The 21,511-nt window shown below is 65.1% G+C and carries 22 protein-coding genes and 1 other annotated feature; of the genes, 16 read left to right on the top strand and 6 right to left on the bottom strand.

Annotated elements, in window-relative coordinates; genetic code table 11:
* Positions 1-31: 31 nt before the first annotated feature.
* Positions 32-664 carry a TetR/AcrR family transcriptional regulator gene (locus NTH_RS09100; RefSeq protein WP_338529718.1) on the bottom strand — a complete coding sequence of 211 codons (633 nt, stop codon included), beginning with the start codon at positions 662-664 and terminating at the stop codon, positions 32-34.
* Between the two features lie 78 nt (positions 665-742).
* Between NTH_RS09100 and NTH_RS09095 the strand changes: the two genes are divergently transcribed.
* Positions 743-1,486 carry an SDR family oxidoreductase gene (locus tag NTH_RS09095; protein WP_338529717.1) on the top strand — a complete coding sequence of 248 codons (744 nt, stop codon included), beginning with the start codon at positions 743-745 and terminating at the stop codon, positions 1,484-1,486.
* A gap of 10 nt (positions 1,487-1,496) precedes the next feature.
* The gene (locus NTH_RS09090) at positions 1,497-2,096 is read left to right on the top strand and encodes a class I SAM-dependent methyltransferase (protein WP_338529716.1); all 600 of its coding nucleotides are present in this window, start codon (positions 1,497-1,499) and stop codon (positions 2,094-2,096) included.
* Here NTH_RS09090 and NTH_RS09085 read toward each other — a convergent pair.
* Both NTH_RS09085 and NTH_RS09080 read right to left on the bottom strand, forming a co-directional pair.
* Positions 2,075-3,835 (bottom strand): hydantoinase B/oxoprolinase family protein, encoded by a 1,761-nt coding sequence (locus NTH_RS09085; RefSeq protein WP_338529715.1) that lies wholly within the window; start codon positions 3,833-3,835, stop codon positions 2,075-2,077. The two genes, NTH_RS09090 and NTH_RS09085, sit on opposite strands and share 22 nt — an antisense overlap.
* Positions 3,832-5,910, bottom strand: a complete 2,079-nt coding sequence (locus NTH_RS09080; protein WP_338529714.1) for a hydantoinase/oxoprolinase family protein — start codon at positions 5,908-5,910, stop codon at positions 3,832-3,834. The genes NTH_RS09085 and NTH_RS09080 overlap by 4 nt, the downstream gene beginning before the upstream one ends.
* Before the next feature lie 176 nt (positions 5,911-6,086).
* Between NTH_RS09080 and NTH_RS09075 the strand changes: the two genes are divergently transcribed.
* The 11 genes from NTH_RS09075 (at position 6,087) to NTH_RS09025 (ending at position 16,100) form a co-directional block, all read left to right on the top strand.
* Entirely contained in the window at positions 6,087-6,914 is an 828-nt protein-coding gene (locus NTH_RS09075) for a ferredoxin--NADP reductase (protein ID WP_338529713.1), read from the top strand.
* A 253-nt stretch (positions 6,915-7,167) separates the two neighbouring features.
* Positions 7,168-7,500 (top strand): ArsR/SmtB family transcription factor, encoded by a 333-nt coding sequence (locus tag NTH_RS09070; RefSeq protein WP_338529712.1) that lies wholly within the window; start codon positions 7,168-7,170, stop codon positions 7,498-7,500.
* 68 nt (positions 7,501-7,568) lie between these two features.
* Complete coding sequence (locus NTH_RS09065; protein ID WP_338529711.1) at positions 7,569-8,078, top strand: arsenate reductase ArsC; 510 nt, start codon at positions 7,569-7,571, stop codon at positions 8,076-8,078.
* 15 nt (positions 8,079-8,093) lie between these two features.
* Complete coding sequence (gene arsB / locus NTH_RS09060; RefSeq protein ID WP_338529710.1) at positions 8,094-9,176, top strand: ACR3 family arsenite efflux transporter; 1,083 nt, start codon at positions 8,094-8,096, stop codon at positions 9,174-9,176.
* A 42-nt stretch (positions 9,177-9,218) separates the two neighbouring features.
* Complete coding sequence (arsC, locus tag NTH_RS09055) at positions 9,219-9,623, top strand: arsenate reductase (glutaredoxin) (protein ID WP_338529709.1); 405 nt, start codon at positions 9,219-9,221, stop codon at positions 9,621-9,623.
* 139 nt (positions 9,624-9,762) lie between these two features.
* Positions 9,763-11,601, top strand: coding sequence for a DEAD/DEAH box helicase (locus NTH_RS09050; protein ID WP_338529708.1), 1,839 nt, complete (start codon positions 9,763-9,765; stop codon positions 11,599-11,601).
* Positions 11,602-11,763: 162 nt separating this feature from the next.
* Positions 11,764-11,922 (top strand): YqaE/Pmp3 family membrane protein, encoded by a 159-nt coding sequence (locus NTH_RS09045; RefSeq protein ID WP_265517816.1) that lies wholly within the window; start codon positions 11,764-11,766, stop codon positions 11,920-11,922.
* A complete protein-coding gene (locus NTH_RS09040; protein ID WP_338529707.1) occupies positions 11,901-12,308 on the top strand; it encodes a DUF4112 domain-containing protein in 408 nt (135 codons plus the stop codon). Before NTH_RS09045 ends, NTH_RS09040 begins: the two co-directional genes overlap by 22 nt.
* A gap of 80 nt (positions 12,309-12,388) precedes the next feature.
* Positions 12,389-12,444: a sequence feature (sul1 is cis-regulatory element that is thought to sense ions involved in sulfur or methionine metabolism; They are found in Alphaproteobacteria), on the top strand.
* Positions 12,445-12,507: 63 nt separating this feature from the next.
* A complete protein-coding gene (locus NTH_RS09035) occupies positions 12,508-13,992 on the top strand; it encodes a SulP family inorganic anion transporter (protein WP_338529706.1) in 1,485 nt (494 codons plus the stop codon).
* A gap of 2 nt (positions 13,993-13,994) precedes the next feature.
* The gene (locus tag NTH_RS09030; protein WP_338529705.1) at positions 13,995-14,846 is read left to right on the top strand and encodes a universal stress protein; all 852 of its coding nucleotides are present in this window, start codon (positions 13,995-13,997) and stop codon (positions 14,844-14,846) included.
* Between the two features lie 87 nt (positions 14,847-14,933).
* Positions 14,934-16,100: a diphosphate--fructose-6-phosphate 1-phosphotransferase gene (locus tag NTH_RS09025; RefSeq protein WP_338529704.1), complete on the top strand. Its 1,167-nt coding sequence runs from the start codon at positions 14,934-14,936 to the stop codon at positions 16,098-16,100.
* Positions 16,101-16,389: 289 nt separating this feature from the next.
* On the opposite strand, the gene NTH_RS09020 is transcribed toward NTH_RS09025, so the two are convergent.
* Entirely contained in the window at positions 16,390-17,271 is an 882-nt protein-coding gene (locus tag NTH_RS09020; protein ID WP_338529703.1) for a LysR family transcriptional regulator, read from the bottom strand.
* The gene (locus tag NTH_RS09015; RefSeq protein ID WP_338529702.1) at positions 17,268-17,471 is read right to left on the bottom strand and encodes a hypothetical protein; all 204 of its coding nucleotides are present in this window, start codon (positions 17,469-17,471) and stop codon (positions 17,268-17,270) included. Before NTH_RS09015 ends, NTH_RS09020 begins: the two co-directional genes overlap by 4 nt.
* 105 nt (positions 17,472-17,576) lie before the next feature.
* Between NTH_RS09015 and NTH_RS09010 the strand changes: the two genes are divergently transcribed.
* Positions 17,577-19,073, top strand: coding sequence for a CoA-acylating methylmalonate-semialdehyde dehydrogenase (locus NTH_RS09010; protein ID WP_338529701.1), 1,497 nt, complete (start codon positions 17,577-17,579; stop codon positions 19,071-19,073).
* Positions 19,074-19,432: 359 nt separating this feature from the next.
* A complete protein-coding gene (locus NTH_RS09005; protein ID WP_338529700.1) occupies positions 19,433-19,750 on the top strand; it encodes a hypothetical protein in 318 nt (105 codons plus the stop codon).
* Positions 19,751-19,760: 10 nt separating this feature from the next.
* Here the strand turns inward: NTH_RS09005 and NTH_RS09000 are convergent, their stop codons facing one another.
* Entirely contained in the window at positions 19,761-20,420 is a 660-nt protein-coding gene (locus NTH_RS09000; RefSeq protein WP_338529699.1) for a GntR family transcriptional regulator, read from the bottom strand.
* A gap of 110 nt (positions 20,421-20,530) precedes the next feature.
* Here NTH_RS09000 and NTH_RS08995 point away from each other — a divergent pair, with 110 nt between their 5' ends.
* A complete protein-coding gene (locus tag NTH_RS08995; RefSeq protein ID WP_338529698.1) occupies positions 20,531-21,436 on the top strand; it encodes a dihydrodipicolinate synthase family protein in 906 nt (301 codons plus the stop codon).
* The last annotated feature ends 75 nt before the right edge of the window (positions 21,437-21,511 follow it).

Genomic DNA, 21,511 nt, shown 5'->3' with positions numbered 1-21,511 from the left:
TCAAGGTCGCCACGCGCAGCTTCTGCCGCTCTTACCGGTCGTGGCGCCCGTGTACGCGGCGCAGTTCGGCGAGGTAGCCTGCGATGGCCAAGCATATGCGATCGGTCAGGGCGGCCTCGTCCACCTTGTCGCCGCGGAAAGCCTGCAGCATCATGCCCCGGGCCAACGCCACGATATCGGCGGCTGCCTCGCTGCTGCGCGGCGTGTTCCTGAACACGAGGAAGGATTCCACGGCTTCCACGATTGCCCGGTTGGTGCGCGCGATCTCCTCATGCAGCGGCAGGACCGCGTTGGCGTAGTCGAGCGCCTGCGCGAGCTTCGGATGGCGGGCCTGGTTTCGCATCGCGGCAACCACCAGCCGTCTTGTCGTCTGTTCGTCTCCGCGGGTCTCCATTCCTTCCAGCGCCGCAACCATGTCGGCCAGAAGATGCTTGCGCTTGCGGCGGAGCATCTCTGCCAGGATCGCCTCCTTCGTCGGAAAGTACTGGTAAAGCGAGCCGACGCTGATGCCCGCCTTGTCGGCAACGGCATTGGTGTTGAAGCCGGCCAGACCATTCGTCCTCAAAATGCGAGCCGAGGCTTCCATGATCGCGTCGACGGTGACGGTCGAACGCGCCTGGCGCGGGCGTTTGCGGGGCTCGATGGTCGGGACGGGCTTGTTCATGAAATGCGAGTTTTCAAATGTGAGTTATTGCTCGAATAATGCGCCGGATTTCTTCGCGGCACAAGGATGAAAGCACGAATGCAGGTCGACGGGCAGGCAGTTCTGATAACCGGCGCCACGCGCGGCATCGGCCGGGCTCTGGCGGAAAAGCTGGCCGCCCGCGGCGCAAGACTGCTGCTTGTCGGGCGGGACGCGGCCGCCCTAGAGGTCGTGCGCGACGGGCTGGCCGGCGAGGCGAAGACGCATGTCTGCGATCTGAGCAGGCCCGACGAGGTCGATAAGCTGGTTCGCCGGGTGCGTGAAGAGCATGGCGGGCTTTCGGTTCTCGTCAACAACGCGGCCGCGCAGAGGCAGATGGACTTCATCGACGGCGATCGCGGCGAGCTGACGGCGTATTCGCGCGCGGAGATCGCGCTGAACCTGACAGCACCGATCACGCTCATCGCTGGCCTGCTGCCCCTTCTTGCACGGCAGGGCGAAGCCGTCATCGTCAATGTCAGCTCGGCGCTTGCCCTGGCGCCGAAGCAGGCCGCGCCGGTCTATTGCGCCGGCAAGGCCGGGTTGCGCAGCTTTGGCCGTGCGCTGCGCTACCAGTGCGCGGACGCGGCGCCGCATGTCCGGGTCTGCGAGGTCATCATGCCCCTGGTCGACACGGATATGACGCGCGGGCGCGGCAGCGGCAAGATATCCGCAGCCACGGCCGCCGCGGCCATTCTGTCGGCCATCGAGAGCGGCCGCGACGAATATTGGGTCGGCAAGAGCCGCCTGCTTCCCCTTCTCGGCCGGCTTTCGCCGAAGACCGTCGAACGCATCTTAAGATAGGAGCCATCCATTGTCCCTGATCAGCATCGAACAGACATCCCCGCGGCGCTGCCGCAACGACTGGTCCCGCTTTCTCGCCGCCTGGCGCCGTGCGCCCTTGCGCACGGGGGCCATCGCGCCGAGCTCGTCCGCCTTGGCCGAGCGGATGGCGTTCTGCGCGGCGCTGAGGCCCGGCATGCGGGTCATCGAGCTCGGACCGGGGACGGGCGTCGTCACCGAGGCCATATTGGCGGCAGGCGTGCGGCAGGAGGATCTCGTTCTGGTGGAGGCTGACGAGGCTTTCGCCGGGCTGCTCGCGCAACGTTACCCGAGGGCCAAGACCCTCTGCGGTGATGCCTTCTCGATCGTCGAACGCCTTGTGGATGCTGGTGGGCAGGCCGACGCTGTGATATCGAGCCTTCCCCTGTTCGTCTATCCCCGCCCCATGCGCACGGCGCTTTGCCGCAATGCGCTGGCGCTTGTCGGGCCGCACGGGCGCATGGTTCAATTCACCTACAGCCCGGTCTCGCCGGTCAAGCTGTCGCCGGGCATCCGGGCGGTGAACTCGCGCCGCATCTGGCGCAACCTTCCGCCGGCCACGGTGTGGACCTATCGGGCGGAGACGCTCTGAGCCTTGCGCAGGGCCTCCGTCGCGTCGGTGTCCACCTCCATGCCCGCAATGACCACGCCGAACAGTCGTTCGGCCTGCCGGCGGGTATAATACCCCATCGCCACATCGTGCAGCACACGCTCCGGCGGACGCTCAAACGGGTTGCCATAGCCGCCGCCGCCCGGCGTGCCGACGGCAACCCGGTCGCCGGCCTTCATGGCGATATCCTGCTCCTTGGAAAGATGCGGCGGCACGTGGGGCTCGCCGTCGCGCCAAACAGTGACGGTGTTGACCGCGCCGTCGGCTCCGCCCAGCACGCCTTGCGGCCCGGTGCGGCCGTGATCCATGACGAAGGAGGCGCGGGCCTCGCCGCGCACGAGCTCGACCTCGTAGGAAAGGCCGAAGCCGCCGCGTTGCCGCCCGGCGCCGCCGGAACCTTCGCGCAGCGCGTAGTGCCGGTAGAGGATGGGGAATGCCTGTTCCATCACCTCAATGGGCGGCGACTTGGAAATGCCGATGGTCGAGCATCCGTTGGTGAGGCCGTCATGGCCGGCATTGCCGCCATAGCCGCCGCCGGAGATCTGGTACATCACGAAGTCGCGCCCTCGCGCCGGGTCGTGGCCGCCCAGGGCGAAATTGCCGCTGGAGCCGGCGGGCGCGGCAGTGACCTTTTCCGGGAGCGCCTTGACCATAGCGGAGAACACCGCCTCGGCGATACGCTGGGAGACTTCTGCCGCGCAGCCGGAGACGGGGCGCGGATACTGCGCATCGAGGAAGGTGCCGACCGGCCGCCTGACGTCGAGCGGGGCGAAGGCGCCGGCCGACAGCGGCACTTCGGGAAAGATGTGGCGCATGGCCAGGTAGACCGAGGACAGCGTCGTCGCCAGCACACTGTTCATGGGGCCGGCGCAGGGCGGGCTGGTGCCTTCGAAGTCGAAGGTGAGGCCGTCGCCCTTCTTTTCGACGGCGAGCGTGATTGTGAGCGGCTCGTCAACCACACCGTCGGAATCGACGAAGGCCTGCCCGTGATAGACGCCATCGGGGATGGTGGCGATAAGGCTGCGCATCTGCGTTTCGGCGCGCGTGCGAAGTTCGGCGATCGCGGCGCGCACGGTTTCGTCGCCGTAGCGGTCGAGCACCGCGGCCAGCCGATCCGCGCCGACTTCGAGGGCTGCCGCCTGGGCGCGGATGTCGCCGATGCGCTGGTCGGCCACGCGGATGTTGGAGCAGATGATGCCGTAGATCTCGGCGTCGAGTTGACCTTTCTTGAACAGCTTGACCGGCGGCAGGCGCAGGCCCTCCTGCTCGACCGCCGTGGCCGAGGCCGAGAAGCCGCCAGGCACGGCGCCGCCGATATCCGGCCAGTGGCCGGTATTGGACAGCCAGCAGAAGATCTCGCCGTCGCGCCAGAGCGGCATCGCGAAGCGCACATCCATGAGATGCGTGCCGCCCAGATAAGGATCGTTGACGATGTAGATGTCGCCCGGCTCGGGCGCGGCGGTGATGCCGCCGCGGATGCGTTCGATCAGGTTCCCGGTCGAATATTGCATCACGCCCACGAAGACCGGCAATCCGCCCGACCCTTGCGCGATCAGCGCGCCATCCTCGGCGGCGTAGATGCCATCGGAACGGTCGTTTGCCTCGGCGATGACGGGGGAGAAGGCGGCGCGCGAGAAGGTCAGGTCCATCTCGTCGCAAACCTGGCTGAGCGCGGCCTGGATGACGGAGAGAGTAATCGGGTCAAGAGGAGGAGTGGTCATCGGGCGCCTCCGACTGCGATCATGATGTTCCCATCCCTGTCGGACGCTGCTCGATCCCCCGGCTCGATCACCGTCGTCGTGTCGAGCTGTTCGAGAATGGCTGGGCCTTCGATGACGGCATCGAGGGGCAGTTTCTCGCGGGCGTAGACGGGGGTATCGTGCCATTCACCGGCGAACCAGACCGGGCGGCGTTCGTTGAGCGCCTCTTCCAATGTGCCGGCGCGGCCGGCGGGGTCGATGAGGCTGGCGAGGTCGATGCCGGCGCGCACGCCTATGACGGATGTGTTGAGGTTGACGAGATTGGCGCGGATCTCGGGCAGCCGCACCTTGAAGCGGGCGAAATAGGCCGCCTCGAAAAGCTGCTGCAGCGTTTCGCGGTCGATCTCCGGTCCGGGCAGGGGCACGTTGAGGAGGTGGGTCTGGCCGACGAACTGCATATCGGCGGTGTGTACGTAATCGATACGCTCGGGCGCCACGCTTTCCCGCGCGATCGCCGCTGCCCCCTCACGGCGCTGGGCCTCCAGCACGTCGCGCACGAGGTCGAGGTCCAAGCTGGCGACGGGCCGGTTGACCGTGCGCACGAAGTCGTGGCGCAGATCGGCGACGACGCAGCCCAGCGCGTTGGTGATGCCGGGGCGCGCCGGCACCAGGACACGGGGAATGGCGAGTTCTCGCGCGAGCGCCGAGGCATGAAGAGGACCGGCGCCGCCGAAGGCGAAGAGGGCGAAGTCGCGCGGGTCGTGCCCCTTGGCGAGCGACACCATGCGGATGGCGCCGGCCATCTTGATGTTTGCCATATGCAGCACGGCGCCCGCCGCTTCATGCGCGTCCATGCCTAGGGGCCGGCCGAGCCTTTCGGCGAAGATCGCCTCCACCTGGTCGACGGAGACCGGATTGTCGACCGACAGCAGCTTGCCCGGGTTCAGCCGGCCAAGCAGGAGGTTGGCGTCGGAAATGGTCGGCTCGGCGCCGCCGCGGCCATAGCAGATCGGGCCGGGCGACGCGCCGGCGCTTTGGGGCCCCACTTCCAGCAGCCCCGCCTCGTTGACCTTGGCTATGGAACCGCCGCCGGCGCCCACCGTATGCACATCCACCATGGGGACGTGGATGGGCATGGCATATTCGATCTCTATCTCGTTGGAAACGGCAGGGCGCGCGCCGCGCACGAGGGCGACGTCGGTCGACGTGCCGCCCATGTCGTAGGTGATGAGGTCGCGGGCGCCCGCCCGCCTTCCGGTGAAGGCCGCGGCCATGACGCCCGAGGCCGGCCCCGACATAACAGTCTTGGCGGCTTCGCGGGCTACATTGGCGGCGGAGATCATGCCGCCATTACCGTTCATCACCAGGAAGTCGCGGGCGTAGCCGAGCTTCTTCAATTCGCTCGAGAGCCGGGCGATATAGCGTTCGAGGATGGGCTGGACGGCGGCGTTGACGGAAGCGGTCACGCCGCGCTCGAACTCGCGCGCTTCCGACAGGAGCGCATGACCTGCGGTGATATGGTCGTTGGGCCAGATCTCGCGCGCTATCTCTACCGCGCGCAGTTCATGCGCCGGGTTCGCGTAGGCGTGCAGGAAGTGGATGACGAGGGACTGGCAGCCGGCATCCAGAAGCCGGCGCAACGCATCGCGCAGACCCTCCTCGTCGAGCGGCGTCAGCACGTTGCCGCGCGCATCCATGCGCTCCGCCACTTCGAGCCGCAGGTTTCGCGGGATGACCGGCGTGAACGTGCCCGTCATGCCGTAGGCCTGGGGGCGGGTGCGGCGGCCGAGCTCGATGATGTCGCGGAAACCGCTGGTGGTGATCATTCCGGTCACCGCGAGGCGGCGCTCCAGCACGGCATTAGTCGTGGTGGTCGTGCCGTGCACGACGAGGCCGATTTCAGAAGCGGGCACGCCGGTCGCCGCAAGCGCGTTGACGACGCCGTGCGCCTGGTTTTCGACGGTGGTTGGCGTCTTGGCGACGTGAACGCGCGGCGGCGAGCTGCGCGCGTCGATGAGAAGCAGGTCGGTAAAGGTGCCGCCGACATCGATGCCTGCTACACAATGGCCGGATATTGCGCCGCTTTTCTCACTCATGCCGAAAATCCGGAATGCAAAACCTTTTCCCCCGCATCAAATTGAAATAGGTCTTTTTACCGTCGCCTTGACGCGAAAATCATTTGTATACTAATAATCTCGCGAGACAAGACAACCTCGCAGATGTCGTGCATGCGCCTTATATGGGGCGAGCGGAAAGCAACGAGGATCGCATCATGAACGCAGCCGTGTCCAATGCCGCCGAGGCCGTCCAGACGCTGGAATTTCCGATTCCGGCCGGCGTCTATGCGGAAAGCGTCGTTTCGGTGAAGCACTATACCGACCGCCTTTTCTCGTTCCGCATCACCCGGCCGCAGAGCTTCCGCTTCCGTTCGGGCGAGTTCGTGATGATCGGTCTTCCCAATGCGCAAAAGCCGGTATTTCGCGCCTATTCCATCGCCAGCCCCAATTGGGACGAGGAAGTGGAATTCTTCTCCATCAAGGTGCCCGACGGCCCACTGACGCAGCATCTGCAGAAGATCCAGCCGGGCGACACGGTGCTGATGCGGCAAAAATCGACGGGCACGCTGGTCAACGACGCGCTGACGCCGGCCAAGCGGCTCTACATGATCTCGACAGGCACCGGCATCGCGCCCTTCGCGAGCCTCATCCGCGATCCCGACACCTATGACAAGTTCGACCAGATCATCCTCACCCATACCTGCCGCGACCTCGCGGAGCTGAAATATGGCGAGGAGCTGATTGCCGCGACGCGAGAGGATCCGCTGATCGGCGAGTTGACCGAAGGCCGGCTGCACCACTTTACTTCGACCACGCGCCAGACCTCGCCCGTCATGGGCCGCATTACGACGCTGATCGAGAATGGCGGGCTGTTCCAGGCGCTGGGCACCGAGCCTTTCGACCGGGAGAACGACCGCGTGATGATCTGCGGCTCGATGGATATGCTCAAGGACGTCAAGGCACTGGCGGAAAAGGCGGGCCTGAAGGAAGGCTCCAACGCCGAGCCCGCCGATTTCGTTGTCGAGCGCGCCTTCGTCGGCTGAGCGTTCGTCTTAAAGCCAACGCCTCTCTCGTCATCCCGTCTGACCGCAGGGAGAGGCGGGACCCATCGGCTCGATGCGGCCGGCCTCCGCAGAAGGAGCCGCCGGTGCTGACATGCGCCGGAACCGGACCGGGCCGGCTAGCCCTTGCGCGCTGACAGCCGTAGGACTTCCCCTCACTATTCGACCGTTGACTCCGTTGCGTCATGGTGCGAAAAGTTTCGCGAAGCATCTATAAATCCGGATTTCTAGAACAATGAACAAAACCATGGCGATTTCCGCGCTCTCGGCCCTCGGGCAGGAAACGCGGCTCGACGTGTTTCGCCTTCTCGTGCAGGCGGGCGCGGAGGGGCTTCCGGCCGGGGAGATTGCGGCGCGGCTCGGCGTGGTGCAGAACACCGCCTCGGCGCATCTCAAGGTGCTGTCGCAGGCTGGTCTTATCCGCGCCGGGCGGCAGGGGCGGACGATCCGCTATGTGGCCGATATGACCGGCTTCCGCGACCTCCTGGCCTATTTGATGGAGGATTGCTGCGACGGAAACCCCGATCTGTGCCGCCCCGTCATCGAGGCCATAACATATGATTGCTAGAGCATGATTTCCGAAAAGCGGAAATCGGCTTTGGGAAAAGGTCATGGCCATCCAGGAGAGCCCTGCCCATGAGTGACAAGATTTTCAATGTCCTGTTTCTGTGCACCGGCAATTCGGCGCGGTCGATTTTCGCCGAAGCCATCCTTAACCGGCTCGGCGCTGGTCGCTTCCGTGCCTTTTCCGCCGGCTCACAGCCAAAGGGCGCGGTACATTCCTATGCGCTCGACCTGCTTGCGCGGCTGAACCACGACACCGGTTTTGCCCGTTCCAAGGATTGGGCGGAGTTCGCGGCACCCGGCGCGCCGGAGATGGATTTCGTCTTCACGGTTTGCGACAATGCCGCCAACGAGGCCTGCCCGGTCTGGCCGGGCCAGCCGATGACGGCGCACTGGGGTATTCCCGACCCAGCGGCGGCCGAAGGCACGGAGGCCGAAAAGAGGCTCGCCTTCGCCGACAGCTACCGCATGCTCGACAACCGCATTTCGATTTTCGTCAACCTACCGCTGGCCTCGCTCGACAGGCTAACCTTGCAAAGGCGGCTCGAGGAAATCGGCGAAGGGGCCAGGAACCCCGCCTGATCACGAAGGAAGATCATGTCAGACCATATATTGCATGGCGCCGAAAACCCGGCAGGCGGGATCGGCTTTTTCGAGAAATGGCTTTCCGTCTGGGTGGCGCTATGCATTGTCGCCGGCATCGCGGCGGGCAATCTTCTGCCCGGCCTGTTCGGTTTTCTGGCAAGCCTCGAATATGCCTCGGTCAACATGGTCGTCGCGGTCCTCATCTGGGCGATGGTCTTCCCGATGATGGTCAATGTCGATTTCGCCAGCCTCAGCCATGTCGGCGACCGGCCAAAGGGGCTGGTGCTGACGCTCGCAGTCAACTGGCTGATCAAGCCCTTCACCATGGCCGCGCTCGGCGTGCTATTCTTCAAGCATGTCTTTGCCGGGTTCATTCCGCCTGCCGATGCGGAGCACTATATCGCCGGCCTCATCCTGCTCGGAGCGGCGCCGTGCACGGCGATGGTGTTCGTGTGGAGCCAGATGACACGGGGCGATGCCACCTATACGCTGGTGCAGGTCTCGGTGAACGACGTGATCATGGTCTTCGCCTTCGCCCCCATCGTCGCGCTGCTTCTGGGCGTCACCAGCATTGCGGTGCCATGGTCGACGCTGATAATTTCGACGCTGCTCTATGTGGTGGTGCCGCTCATCGCCGGCGCATGGGTCCGCCACCGGCTGGTGGCGCGGTCAAAGGGCGAGGCGGGCGGGCAGGCGGCTGTCGCCCGTTTCACCGAGCGGCTGAAACCGGTGTCCGTGCTGGGGCTGCTCGCAACGGTGGTTCTCCTGTTCGGATTCCAGGGCGATGTCATCGTTTCGAGGCCGTTCATCATCGTGCTCATCGCGATGCCGCTGCTGGTGCAGTCCTACGGCATCTTCTTCCTTGCCTACGGTGCGGCCAAGGCGTGGAAAGTGCCGTTCAATGTGGCGGCTCCCTGCGCACTCATCGGCACCTCGAATTTCTTCGAGCTGGCCGTCGCCGTCGCCATCAGCCTGTTCGGCTTGCATTCGGGCGCGGCACTTGCCACCGTTGTCGGCGTGCTGGTGGAAGTGCCGGTGATGCTGTCGCTGGTCGCCTTCGCCAACCGCACGCGCCACTGGTTCGACCAGGCATAAGGCCTGTTGATATTCAGGCCTTGGTACGGGAGAGAATAAACCATGTCCGCCACCATCTATCACAACCCCGCCTGCGGCACCTCGCGTAACGTGCTGGCCATGCTGCGGCAAGCGGGCGAGGAGCCGGAGGTCATCGAATATCTGAAGACCCCGCCGTCGCGCGAAAAGCTGGTCTCGCTGATCGAGGCCATGGGCCTATCCGCACGCGAGCTTCTGCGGCGGAACGGGACGCCCTATGACGAGCTTGGGCTGGACGATCCCAAGTGGAGCGACGACCAGCTGATCGACTTCATGGTGGAGCATCCGATCCTGATCAACCGGCCCATCGTGGTGACGGAAAAGGGAACCAGGCTCTGCCGGCCGTCCGAGACGGTGCTGGAGCTGCTGCCGGAAGCGGCGGTCGGATCCTTCACCAAGGAGGACGGCGAGGTCGTTGCCGGGCGGTAGGGACCGGGCGCCGCCATATGCCCCTGTACATTCGCCCTTTCAGCCGATAGATACGCCTTCGATGCGCGGGCATGATGCCGCGCCGTCCATGCGTGGCGCAGGAGCACGCGCGTAGGACAGGATTTCCGAAAGTAGATGTATGATTGAATTTGAAGGCATTGCGCCTGCCCTTGGCCGGGCGCTGGCCAATCGGGGCTATGAGACGCTGACGCCCGTGCAGCAGGCCGTGCTCGCCCCGGAAATGGACGGGGCGGATGCCCTGGTTTCCGCGCAGACCGGATCCGGCAAGACCGTGGCCTTCGGCCTGGCGATCGCGCCGACGCTGCTTGACGGAGCCGAGCGCTTCGGCGAGGCCGGTGCGCCGGTCGCGCTGGCGATCGCGCCCACGCGCGAGCTTGCGCTGCAGGTGATGCGCGAGCTCGAGTGGCTGTATGCCGAGACCGGAGCGAAGGTCACCTCATGCGTCGGCGGCATGGACATGCGCTCCGAGCGCCGTCAGCTCGACCGCGGTGCGCATATCGTGGTGGGCACGCCGGGACGGCTCTGCGACCACATAAGGCGCGGCGGGCTCGACATGTCTTCGCTGCGCGCCGTGGTGCTGGACGAGGCCGACGAGATGCTCGATCTCGGCTTCCGCGAGGACCTGGAATTCATCCTCGACGCCGCGCCGCAGGACCGGCGTACGCTGATGTTCTCGGCCACCGTTCCGCGCGCCATCGCCAATCTGGCTAAGAACTACCAACGCGAGGCGGTTCGCATCAGCACCGCCGCCGAGCAAAAGCAGCATGTGGACATCGAGTATCGGGCGCTGACGGTTGCCGCCAGCGACCGCGAGAACGCCATCATCAACGTCCTTCGCTACTACGAGGCGAAGAACGCCATCGTCTTCTGCTCGACGCGGGCGGCGGTGAACCATCTGACCGCGCGGTTCAACAATCGCGGTTTTTCCGTCGTCGCATTGTCTGGCGAGTTGAGTCAGAACGAGCGCACGCATGCGCTCCAGGCCATGCGCGACGGGCGGGCGCGGGTGTGTATTGCCACCGACGTGGCGGCGCGCGGCATCGACCTGCCGAACCTGGAGCTGGTCATCCACGCCGACCTGCCGACCAACCCGGACACGCTGCTGCATCGCAGCGGGCGCACGGGGCGGGCGGGGCGCAAGGGCGTGAGCGCTCTCATCGTTCCGCAGAATGCGCGGCGCAAGGCCGAGCGGCTTTTGCAGGGCGCCAAGATCCAGGCGGCGTGGGCGTCGCCGCCTTCCGCCGACGACGTGCTGCGGCGAGACAATGAGCGGCTTCTGGCCGATCCGGCGCTGGCCGAGCCCGTGAGCGAGGATGAGGCGGCCTTCGTCGACGAGCTGCTGCAGAACCGCGATCCGCGCCAGGTGGCGGCGGCTTTCGTAAGGCTTTATCGCGGCGGCAAATCGGCGCCCGAGGATCTGATGCCGGTTGCCCATCGCGACGAGCGCCAGCGCGAGGACACAAGGCCATCGTCCCGCAACGAGTTCGCAGAGAGCGCCTGGTTCTCGCTTTCGGTGGGACGCAAGCAGAATGCCGAGCCGCGTTGGCTCATTCCGCTGCTGTGCCGTGCGGGCGGGATATCCAAGCGCGAGATCGGCCAGATCAAGATGCAGACCGAGGAAACCTTCGTCGAACTGGACGCCGCCAGCGTCAAACGGTTTCTGGCTGCCGTCGGTCCGGACATGACGCTGGAAAATTCGATACGCCTGAAGCAGCTTGACGGTCCGCCGGGATTTTCGCGTTCCGGCCACGGAAAACCCTATTCGGGCGGCAAGCCCGCACGCGGCGAGGCTCCAGGCGGCTGGGAAAAGCCCGGCAAGAAGCCTTTCAAGAAGCAGCATCGCAAGGGCGGCAAACCGGGCGCCGCGGGGCCGGAAGGCGAGGCCGGGTTCTTCAAGAAGAAGGCCGATGCGGGCGGCGCAGCCAAGCCGAAGAAGGCGAAGAAGAAGGCTCCGTAGCCACGGCCAGGCGCGGGAGCGGCCGGTCTTCGCCTGCTGTCCGGATCGAATGAGGAATTGGAGCGTTACGGTGCAGTGCGTCGATTTGCGACGCGGGCCGCTGCATCCGTCATTGCCGGTTTCGGGCGTATGACGGGGCGGCGCACAGCTGGAGTTCTCGCCATGGACGTCATCCGGATACTGCTTTCGATCCTCATTCCGCCGCTCGGCGTGTTCCTGCAGGTCGGTATCGGCATCCAGTTCTGGTTGAATCTGCTGCTTACGCTGCTGGGCTACATTCCCGGCGTCATCCACGCCGTATGGATCATCACGAGGCGCTGATGCAGGCGGGCGCCGCCGGCGACAGACGGGAGACCGGGCGCCCGGTACCCGATCCGCGGATCGAGGAGCTCGACCGCCTCGCCACCCTGCTCGACACGCGCTGGGGCATTCCGGGGACGCCCTTCTCGTTCGGCATCGATGGCGCGGCGAGCCTCATTCCGGTTGTCGGCGACGGCGCCACCGCCCTTATCTCGGCCTACATCGTGTACCGGGCCGCCAGGCTGGGAGCTCCCCGCAGCGTGCTCATGCATATGGCAGCCAATGTCGGGCTCGACTTCGCGATCGGTTCGGTGCCGGTCATCGGCACCGTCTTCGACATCTTCTTCAAGGCGAACAAGCGGAATGTGGGGCTCCTGCGCCGGCATCTGGAGAGCTCGGCCGACTGAGCCGAAGCCGCGCAGGGCAGCTATGCGCCTCGCCATGTTGCGCTGCAGCAGCGTTCCCGCTATTACCCGATTCCAACCATCATGGACCCGGTGAGATTCCGGGTGGCTCCGCCGGCCGCTCATCCGCCGGCTCAATCATCTCGCATCCCGCATGTTTCCGCCCCGCCCGGCGGCGGAGCGGGCTTGTTCTGGACGATCAATGATATCAATTTCCAATTACCGCGACCAGTGGTTCGGCAATATCCGCGCGGATGTGCTTTCCGGGATAGTCGTGGCGCTTGCGCTCATTCCCGAGGCCATCGCCTTTTCCATCATCGCCGGCGTCGACCCGAAGGTGGGGCTTTTCGCCTCCTTCTCGATCGCCGTCATCACGGCCATCGCCGGCGGAAGGCCGGGCATGATCTCGGCCGCCACGGCGGCCACCGCCGTGTTGATGGTGACGCTGGTCAAGGACCACGGCCTGCAATATCTCCTGGCGGCCACCGTTCTGGCGGGCGTTTTGCAGGTCGGCGCGGGGCTTCTGCGGCTTGGCCACCTCATGCGTTTCGTCTCGCGCTCGGTAATGACCGGCTTCGTCAACGCCCTGGCCATCCTCATCTTCATGGCGCAGCTTCCCGAACTCATCGGCGTGCCCGATCTCACCTATGTGATGGTGGCGGGCGGCCTTGCGATCATCTACCTGTTTCCCCGGCTGACGACGGCGATTCCTTCGCCGCTCGTCTGCATCGTCGTTCTCACTGCGCTTTCCATCGGTTTCGCCTTCGAGCTGCGCACCGTGGGCGACATGGGCGAGCTGCCGTCGACACTGCCGGTGTTTCTCATCCCCGACATTCCGCTCAATCTCGAAACGCTGCAGATCATCCTGCCCTATTCGGCCGCGGTGGCGGCGGTCGGGCTCCTGGAATCGCTGATGACGGCGTCGCTGGTGGACGAACTCACCGACACGCCGAGCGACAGGAACCAGGAATGCATCGGCCAGGGCCTCGCCAATACGGCAACCGGCTTCATCGGCGGCATGGCGGGCTGCGCGATGATCGGCCAGTCGATCATCAACGTGAAATCTGGCGGCCGCGGCCGGCTTTCCTGTTTCAGCGCCGGCGTTTTCCTGCTGTTCATGATCGTGGTGCTGGGCGAATGGGTGCGCCAGATCCCGATGGCCGCCCTCGTCGCCATCATGATCATGGTGGCGATCGGCACGTTCTCCTGGTCGTCGATCAAAGGCTTGCGCGAACATCCGCTCTCCTCCTCGATCGTCATGCTGGCGACCGTCGTCTGCGTCGTTTTCACGCACAACCTAGCCATCGGCGTGCTGGTCGGCGTGCTCCTGTCCGGCATCTTCTTCGCCGGCAAGATCGCCCAGATATTCCGCGTCACGTCGGTGCTTTCCGATGACGGCAAGGCGCGCACCTACAAGGTGGAGGGACAGCTCTTCTTCGCTTCGGTCGAAGACTTCAACAAGGCCTTCGACTTCAAGGAAGCGCTGGAGAAAGTGGTTATCGACGTCTCCCGCGCCCACATCTGGGACATTTCGAGTGTTGCCGCACTGGACATGATCGTGCTCAAGTTCCGCCGCGATGGCGCCGATGTCGAGATATTCGGCATGAACGAGGCGAGCGAGACCATCGTGGACAAGCTCGGCATTCACGACAAGCCGGGCGCGCTTGAGAAACTGATGGGGCACTAGACATGAAGATCACCGCTTTTGTAGACGGCTCCATCTATTCGCAGAGCGTATGCGAACATACAGCCTGGGCAGCGGCGCGGATCGGCGCGACGGTCGAGCTTCTGCACGTTCTCGGCCGACGCGAGACGGCGAGCGCGCCTTCGAACCTTTCCGGCGCCATTGCGCTGGGCGCACGCTCCAGCCTGCTGGAGGAACTTTCCGAACTCGACGAGCAAAGGGCGAAGCTGGCGCAAAAGCGCGGGCGGGCAATTCTGGACGATGCCGCCGGCATGGTTCACCTTGCTGGCGTCGATGCCGTCACCACCAAGCTCCGGAGAGGCGACGTCGTGGAGACGGTGGCGGAGATCGAGGCGGATACGGATATGTTCGTCATCGGCAAACGCGGTGAGGCCGCGGACTTTGCCAAGCTTCACCTTGGCTCCAATCTGGAGCGGGTGGCGCGTGCGAGTACAAAGCCGGTGTTCGTCGCCTCGCGCGCATTCAAGCCGATCGACAAGGTGCTGGTCGCTTTCGATGGCGGGGCGAGCAGCATGAAGGCGGTGGACGCGATGGCTCGGTCGCCCCTGTTCGCCGGCCTGCCCGTGAAGCTGCTCACCGTGGGAAGCGATGGCAGCGACATCAGAAGGCGGCTGGAAGACGCGCGCGCGACGCTGGCCGCCGGCAGCATCGAAGCCGAAATCGAGATTGCCCCCGGCCAGGCCGAGATCGTCATTGCCGAGCGCGTGGAGAGCGAGCGTTTCAACCTTCTGGTCATGGGCGCCTATGGTCATTCGCGCATCCGCAGCCTGATCATCGGTTCGACCACGACGGAAATGCTGCGTTCGTGCAAGATACCGGTAATGCTGTTCCGGTAGAGTTCCAGCCGGTCCCAACGCGTTTCATTTACGCGCGAGCCGTGTCATGAATAGCGCCGGAACTCGGAACGGAGGAGGCGGCGCGACATGACCGCGACATTCGTCATCGCACAAGGCGGCGGGCCGACCGCCGTGATCAACCAGACAGTGGCGGGCGCGACGCTGGAAGCGCGCCGCCGCTATCCCGGTTGCCGGGTGCTGGGGGCGTTGCATGGCGTTCGCGGTATTCGCGACGGCAATTTCGTCACTCTGTCCGACCTGACGGAGGCCGAACTCCGGCGTATCGCCGCCACGCCCAGCGCCGCGCTGGGCTCGACGCGGGACAAGCCGGATGCGGCTTACTGCGAGGCGGTGCTGAAGGGGCTGAAGCAGGCGGGCGCGGATGCGTTCATCAATATCGGCGGCAACGACACTTCGGGAACCCAGGCGATCCTGCGCGATGCGGCGGGCGGCGGCATGGCCTTCCTCCATGCTCCCAAGACCATCGACAACGATCTGGTGGAAAACGACCATACGCCCGGCTTCATTTCGGCGGCGGAGTTCGTCGCCGGGGCTTTTATAAGTGTTGATCTCGATTTCCGGGCGCTGCCCGGCGTCTATGTCGGCATCGTGATGGGCCGGCACGCCGGGTTTTTGACTGCCGCGGCCTCCGCCTGGACGCTGGATGAAGGTGGTGCGCCGCATCTCACCTATGTTCCCGAGCGGCCGTTCGAGCGAAAGAGCTTCATCGATGACGTCAAAGCCACGCTGGCGCGGCATGGCCGCTGCATTGTGGCCATGTCGGAAGGCGTTGCCGATGCGCAGGGGCGCTCGCTCGTCGAGGCGCTGGTGCCGCCCGAGATGCTGGAGCGCGACCAGCACGGCAATGTGCGGCTGTCGGGCACCGATCTCGGCCAGGCGATCGAGCGGATGCTGGCCGAAGACCTGCCTGGCCAGCGCGCCCGCGTCGACACCTTCGGCTACCTGCCACGCGGCAATATCGCGACCATCAGCGAAGCCGACGCCCGCGAAGCCTTCGAGGCGGGTGCGTTCGCGGTGGCCTCGGTCGATAAGGGCAGCGGGTCGGTGGCGCTTCAATATGACGGCAAGCGAACGGCCTGCCGGCTGGTGGCGCTGGAAGCCGTGGCGGGCAAGACCCGCCACATGCCGGCGGACTTCCTGCACCCGGAGGAAAGCCGGGTTTCGGCCGCCTGCCTCGACTACCTGAACAGGCTCTTGCCGCGGCGCTACGATCCGGCGAAGCCGTTCGTGTGAGGGGTGCTCGTTGATGCACAGGGAGAGCACGAGCAGCCCGCCTCGTCATCCCGGCCAAGCGGCGAAGCCGCGCAGAGCCGGGACCTATTGAGAGGCGCGGCCGGTCTCCGTAGAAGGCGCCGCCGACGCCGACATATACCAGAGCGAGGACCGGGCCGCGCTCTACGATATTCTTCCAATAGGTCCCGGATAGCCCTGCGGGCTTCCGGGATGACGAAGCTGGGCGCCCCACGGCATCCTCAAGGCAAGAATCAGGGCGAGTTCGCAAAACAGAATCGATGACGACGTGTCAAACGAAGCTTTGGCGCTCCTGCTCCACCAGGTCGCCGATGAATGCGGCGACCTTCTGGATGCGGCGGCTTGGGCGCATGGATTCGTGGTAGACGAGCCAGTAGTTGCGGCGGATCGGTTCGGGAAACGGCAGGGCGACGAGTTCCTCGTGCCGGCGGGCGATGAAGGTGTGCAGGATGCCGATGCCGGCGCCGGCGCGCACGGCCTCCACCTGACCCAGCGCCGAGGAGATGGAGAAGGACGAGACCCAGTCCTCGGCGATCTCGGCCGCGTAGTCCAGCATCGGGCTGATGACGAGGTCGGGCACGTAGCCCACGAGACGATGCCGGGAGATCTCGCCGGTGTCGGTGGGCAGGCCGTTGGCCTCGATATAGGCTTTGGAGGCGTAGAGGCCGAGCGTGTAGTCCACCAGCTTCATCGCCACCAGGCGTCCCTCGGTCGGTCTTTCGACGGTGATCGCTATGTCGGCCTCGCGGCGCGAGAGCGAAAAGGAGCGCGGCACGGGGACCAGTTGGAGCGCGAGCCGTGGATGTGTCTCGCTCAGCCGGAAAAGCCGGGGAGCAAGGAACGCGACGCCGAAGCCGTCGGGCGCACCGATGCGGACCGTGCCGGAGATGTCGCCGCTTTCGCCGGAAAGCTCGGCGCGGGCGGCGATCATGTCGGCCTCCATGCGCTCGGCCACCTCGCGCAGGCGCTCCGCCGCGGCGGTCGGCTCCGTGCCGGTGGTCAGCCGATGGAAGAGCTTGGCTCCGAGCGCTTCTTCGAGGGCGGCGATGCGGCGCGAGACGGTGGCATGGTTCACGCCCAGACGTCTTGCCGCGCCCAGAATCTGACCGGCGCGCAGCACCGCGAGGAATATGCGCACGTCGTCCCAATTCATTTTTTCCGTCCCTCAAGCGCCGGGCGGGCGCATCCGCGCCCTTGGCTCGCGCCATCAGGGCGCGACGGCCGGTCGGCCTTGCCATTTTCGCTGCGCGAAAATGGAAAACACCGCACGCTGCGGCTCGACCAAGAAACTTTTTCCTTCACGCGATTGCCCTCCCAAAGCGCCGCATCGTGCGAAATTGCAGTGACCTCCATAATCGCTATTCCATATCTGCACAACGGGTTCGTTTTGCTGCGCGTTGCAAATGGGCTTCGAGAGCGGGACAATGGAACAACTCAAAAACCCTGGGAGACGCCTCAATGGAAGAAATCGGTCATTACATCGGCGGCGAGCGTGTCGCCGGCACGAGCGGACGTACGCAGGACGTCATGCAACCCATGGACGGAACGGTGCGCGGCAAGGTTTCGCTGGCCAGCGCCGCAGAGGTGCGGCAGGCCGTGGAGAATGCCAGTGAAGCGCAGATCGGCTGGGCCAGAACCAATCCGCAGCGCCGCGTGCGCGTGCTGATGAAATTCCTGGAACTGGCCCATCGCCATTATGACGAACTGGCGGAACTGCTGGCACGCGAACACGGCAAGACCATCCCCGACGCCAAGGGCGACATCCAGCGCGGGCTCGAGGTCGTCGAGGTGTGCATCGGCGCGCCGCACATGATGAAGGGTGAGTACACGGAGGGTGCGGGCCCCGGCATCGACGTCTATTCCATGCGCCAGCCGCTGGGCGTGGTGGCGGGCATCACGCCGTTCAACTTCCCGGCCATGATCCCGCTGTGGAAGATCGCGCCGGCAATCGCCTGCGGCAACGCCTTCATCCTCAAGCCTTCCGAGCGCGATCCCAGCGTTCCCATGCGCATCGCCGAGCTGTTCGTCGAGGCCGGCCTGCCGGCGGGCGTGCTCAATGTCGTCAATGGCGACAAGGAAGCGGTCGACGCCATTCTCGACGATCCCGACATCAAGGCCGTCGGCTTCGTCGGCTCGACGCCGATCGCGCAGTACATCTATGGAAGGGCGACGGCCAACGGTAAGCGCGCCCAGTGCTTCGGCGGCGCCAAGAACCATCTTATCGTCATGCCTGACGCCGACATGGACCAGACCGTGGACGCGCTGATCGGCGCCGGCTACGGCTCGGCGGGCGAGCGCTGTATGGCGGTGTCGGTGGCGGTGCCGGTGGGCAAGGAGACGGCCGACAGGCTGGTCGAGAAGCTCATTCCGCGCGTCGAAAGCCTGAAAGTGGGCCCATCCACCGATGCGAGCGCCGACTTCGGTCCGCTGGTGACGCGCGAGGCGCTGGAGCGCGTGAAGAACTATGTCGATATCGGCGTCAAGGAAGGCGCGACGCTGGCGGTCGACGGGCGTGGCTTCAAGATGCAGGGCTACGAGAACGGCTATTATATGGGCGGCTGCCTCTTCGATAACGTGACGAAGGATATGCGCATCTATAAGGAGGAGATATTCGGACCGGTCCTTTCGGTGGTGCGCGCCAATACCTATGAGGAGGCCCTGGCGCTGCCCAACGACCACGAATATGGCAACGGCGTCGCCATCTTCACGCGCGACGGCGATGCGGCCCGCGATTTCGCCGCCCGCGTCGAGGTCGGCATGGTGGGCGTCAACGTGCCGATCCCGGTTCCGATCGCCTATTATACGTTCGGCGGATGGAAGGCCTCGGCTTTCGGGGACCTCAACCAGCACGGCCCGGACGCATTCCGCTTCTACACGAAGACGAAAACCGTCACCTCGCGCTGGCCTTCGGGCGTGAAGGACGGGGCAGAGTTCATCATTCCGACGATGAACTAGATTTGCGGCGCTCGCCGCCCGGAGATGGCTTCGGGCGGCGTTTGCGGCTGCGTCGCGGGAGCAACGTACGGCTTGCCCCGCGCAAGGTTCGCCAACCTATCTCATGCATCTGATGCCGCATGGCGGCTGCTCTCGGCAAAGTGAACGACATTGTGCCGGACCGCGGGAACGGCTTTGCCCTCCAATCGTTAATTCCTCACGAGCGCACCACGGCGCGACGGGGGACAGGTCCCGGAGTGGTGGGGTGCGCGGTTTTGGGAACCCCCATGGCGTCCGCGCTTAGCGTCGGGATCGACGGGCGGCGCTGTAAGAACGCCATCGGCGCAAGGGTAGCGGCCTGATGGCGGGAGGTGACGATGATGAAGGCGATGAAAGCCGGGCTCGGCTTGACGGCGCTGGCCGCCGTCGCACTTTTCACCGGAGCGCAACAGGCGACGAGTGAGGCCACGATCTGTGCGCCGCGCGATGCGCTTGTCGACCAGTTGAGGCACCAGTTCGACGAGAGCCAGAAGGCCATGGGTCTGTTGGGACAGCATGCCATCATGGAAGTTTTCGCTTCGCGGCAAGGCAGCTGGACCATCGTGACGACCGATACCGAAGGCAATAGCTGCATACTGGCGGCCGGCGAGAGTTGGGACGACAGTTTCGGCTCGATCCTGATCGGCGAGGGCGTGTAGCGCCGGTGCCTCAATAACGCGAGGCAGCCTCCGCGTGCTTCCTGAGGAGGTTCATCAGGGCGTCAGCCTCGCGAGCGGCAGCCTTCTCGTCGCCGTCCAACACGGCGCGGATGATTTGGACATGGCCTTCCGCCGCCTGGGCCAGACCGGTGTCTGCCTGATAGCGGAACCAGAAGCGGCGGCTGTGGGTCTGCAGCGGAGCTGCAAGGCGTGCAGCGAAGGGGTTATCGGCTGCCGCCGCCATCGCCTCGTCCAGCTCCTTGTCGGCTTCCAGGAAGGCGATCGCGTTGCCCGCGACCACCGCCTTCTGCATGCGAAAGGCGGCGTTGCGGAAAAGAGCCGCGCTATCCTGAGTCACGAACCGCGCGGCCGCTCGGGCCAGCACCGCCTCCACACCGCGCCGCGCCTCAATGACCTTCAGCCAATCGGGGGCGTTCAAGGGGGCAATGGCAAGGCCGGCGCGCGGCCGTATCTCCAGCAGACCCTCCCAGGACAGTCTCTGAATAGCCTCGCGGATCGGCGTCCTGCCGAAGCCGAGATTCTCGATGAGCGTGCCTTCGGTGGTCACCGAACCCGGCGCCAGCGCGAGCGTGACGATCATGCGCTCCAGGGCCTTGTAAGCCTTGGCAGCTACCGGTTCGGACATCTTGGTCTGGGGCGCTTCGTTCATCGAATCCCTCATCTGTGATATATTTTTGATATATCAGAATGCATTCTGCAATTGACAGGCCGGCGCTCGGGTTAATATATCAGTGATATATCAAATGGAGAGGCGAAACAATGTGGAGCGGCGTTCTTCCTGCAGTTACGACCAAATTCACGGCTGACGACACGCTTGATCATAAGGAGATGGAGCGGTGCTTCGGCCTCTACATGGAAGCCGGCTGCGACGGGCTGATCGTGTGCGGCTCGCTGGGCGAAGGCCCGATGCTGAGCCATGACGAGAAGCTGGAGGTTCTGGCCACGGCGCGGGCGGCGGCCGGCGGGCGGCCTGTCCTTCTGACGGTCAACGAGGCGGCCACGCGCGATGCCCAGGCGCTCGCCAAGCGTGCGGCCAAGGCCGGCGCCGACGGGCTGATGATCGTGCCGAGCCCGATCTATCACACCAACGACCGCGAGACGGTGGACACGCTGAATGCGGTGGCCTCGGCCGGCGGACTGCCGGTGATGATCTATTCGAACCGCGTCGCCTATCGCGTCGACGTTACCGTGCCGGTGATGGAGGCGCTCGCGGCAAACGATCTGTTCGTTGCCATCAAGGAATCATCGGACGATATCCGGCGCACCACAGAGGTCATCAATGCATTTGGGGATCGGTTCGACGTCTTGACCGGTGTCGACAACCTTGCTTTCGAGGCGCTCGCCGTGGGTGCGGTCGGCTGGGTGGCGGGGCTGGTCACGGCCTTCCCGCGCGAAACGGTCGCCATCTATCAGCTCATGAAGGCAGGGCGCCGCGACGAGGCGCTGGCGATATACCGCTGGTTCCGGCCGCTGCTCGATCTGGACGTTTCCACCTATCTGGTGCAGAACATCAAGCTCGCCGAGACGATCGAGATCGGCTCGAACGAGCGGGTCCGCATGCCGCGCCAGCCTTTGGCCGGCGCGCGCCGGGCGGAAGTGGAGCGGATCGTCCGCGAGGCCATAAACGAGCGGCCGGCGCTGCCTCGGCTCGACCGGGCGGCCTAGGGAATTTTGCAGTCGGGCGGGATCGTCTGGCGTCCGCATATGCGGAAAACAAGAAGATGGAGCGTCTTTCGTGCG

It is taken from the genome of Nitratireductor thuwali, from assembly GCF_036621415.1.
GTDB classification, from domain to species: Bacteria; Pseudomonadota; Alphaproteobacteria; order Rhizobiales; family Rhizobiaceae; genus Chelativorans; species Chelativorans thuwali.
Note: the sequence above shows the minus strand (reverse complement) of the source record. Positions and strands in the feature narration are given on the sequence as shown.

Coding starts and splice junctions, on each gene's coding strand:
- NTH_RS09100 (WP_338529718.1), bottom strand. CDS start 664: ATGAACAAGCCCGTCCCGACCATCGAGCCCCGCAAACGCCCGCGCCAG.
- NTH_RS09095 (WP_338529717.1), top strand. CDS start 743: ATGCAGGTCGACGGGCAGGCAGTTCTGATAACCGGCGCCACGCGCGGC.
- NTH_RS09085 (WP_338529715.1), bottom strand. CDS start 3,835: ATGACCACTCCTCCTCTTGACCCGATTACTCTCTCCGTCATCCAGGCC.
- NTH_RS09080 (WP_338529714.1), bottom strand. CDS start 5,910: ATGAGTGAGAAAAGCGGCGCAATATCCGGCCATTGTGTAGCAGGCATC.
- NTH_RS09075 (WP_338529713.1), top strand. CDS start 6,087: ATGAACGCAGCCGTGTCCAATGCCGCCGAGGCCGTCCAGACGCTGGAA.
- NTH_RS09070 (WP_338529712.1), top strand. CDS start 7,168: ATGAACAAAACCATGGCGATTTCCGCGCTCTCGGCCCTCGGGCAGGAA.
- NTH_RS09065 (WP_338529711.1), top strand. CDS start 7,569: ATGAGTGACAAGATTTTCAATGTCCTGTTTCTGTGCACCGGCAATTCG.
- arsB (WP_338529710.1), top strand. CDS start 8,094: ATGTCAGACCATATATTGCATGGCGCCGAAAACCCGGCAGGCGGGATC.
- arsC (WP_338529709.1), top strand. CDS start 9,219: ATGTCCGCCACCATCTATCACAACCCCGCCTGCGGCACCTCGCGTAAC.
- NTH_RS09050 (WP_338529708.1), top strand. CDS start 9,763: ATGATTGAATTTGAAGGCATTGCGCCTGCCCTTGGCCGGGCGCTGGCC.
- NTH_RS09045 (WP_265517816.1), top strand. CDS start 11,764: ATGGACGTCATCCGGATACTGCTTTCGATCCTCATTCCGCCGCTCGGC.
- NTH_RS09040 (WP_338529707.1), top strand. CDS start 11,901: ATGGATCATCACGAGGCGCTGATGCAGGCGGGCGCCGCCGGCGACAGA.
- NTH_RS09035 (WP_338529706.1), top strand. CDS start 12,508: ATGATATCAATTTCCAATTACCGCGACCAGTGGTTCGGCAATATCCGC.
- NTH_RS09030 (WP_338529705.1), top strand. CDS start 13,995: ATGAAGATCACCGCTTTTGTAGACGGCTCCATCTATTCGCAGAGCGTA.
- NTH_RS09025 (WP_338529704.1), top strand. CDS start 14,934: ATGACCGCGACATTCGTCATCGCACAAGGCGGCGGGCCGACCGCCGTG.
- NTH_RS09020 (WP_338529703.1), bottom strand. CDS start 17,271: ATGAATTGGGACGACGTGCGCATATTCCTCGCGGTGCTGCGCGCCGGT.
- NTH_RS09015 (WP_338529702.1), bottom strand. CDS start 17,471: ATGGAGGTCACTGCAATTTCGCACGATGCGGCGCTTTGGGAGGGCAAT.
- NTH_RS09010 (WP_338529701.1), top strand. CDS start 17,577: ATGGAAGAAATCGGTCATTACATCGGCGGCGAGCGTGTCGCCGGCACG.
- NTH_RS09005 (WP_338529700.1), top strand. CDS start 19,433: ATGAAGGCGATGAAAGCCGGGCTCGGCTTGACGGCGCTGGCCGCCGTC.
- NTH_RS09000 (WP_338529699.1), bottom strand. CDS start 20,420: ATGAACGAAGCGCCCCAGACCAAGATGTCCGAACCGGTAGCTGCCAAG.
- NTH_RS08995 (WP_338529698.1), top strand. CDS start 20,531: ATGTGGAGCGGCGTTCTTCCTGCAGTTACGACCAAATTCACGGCTGAC.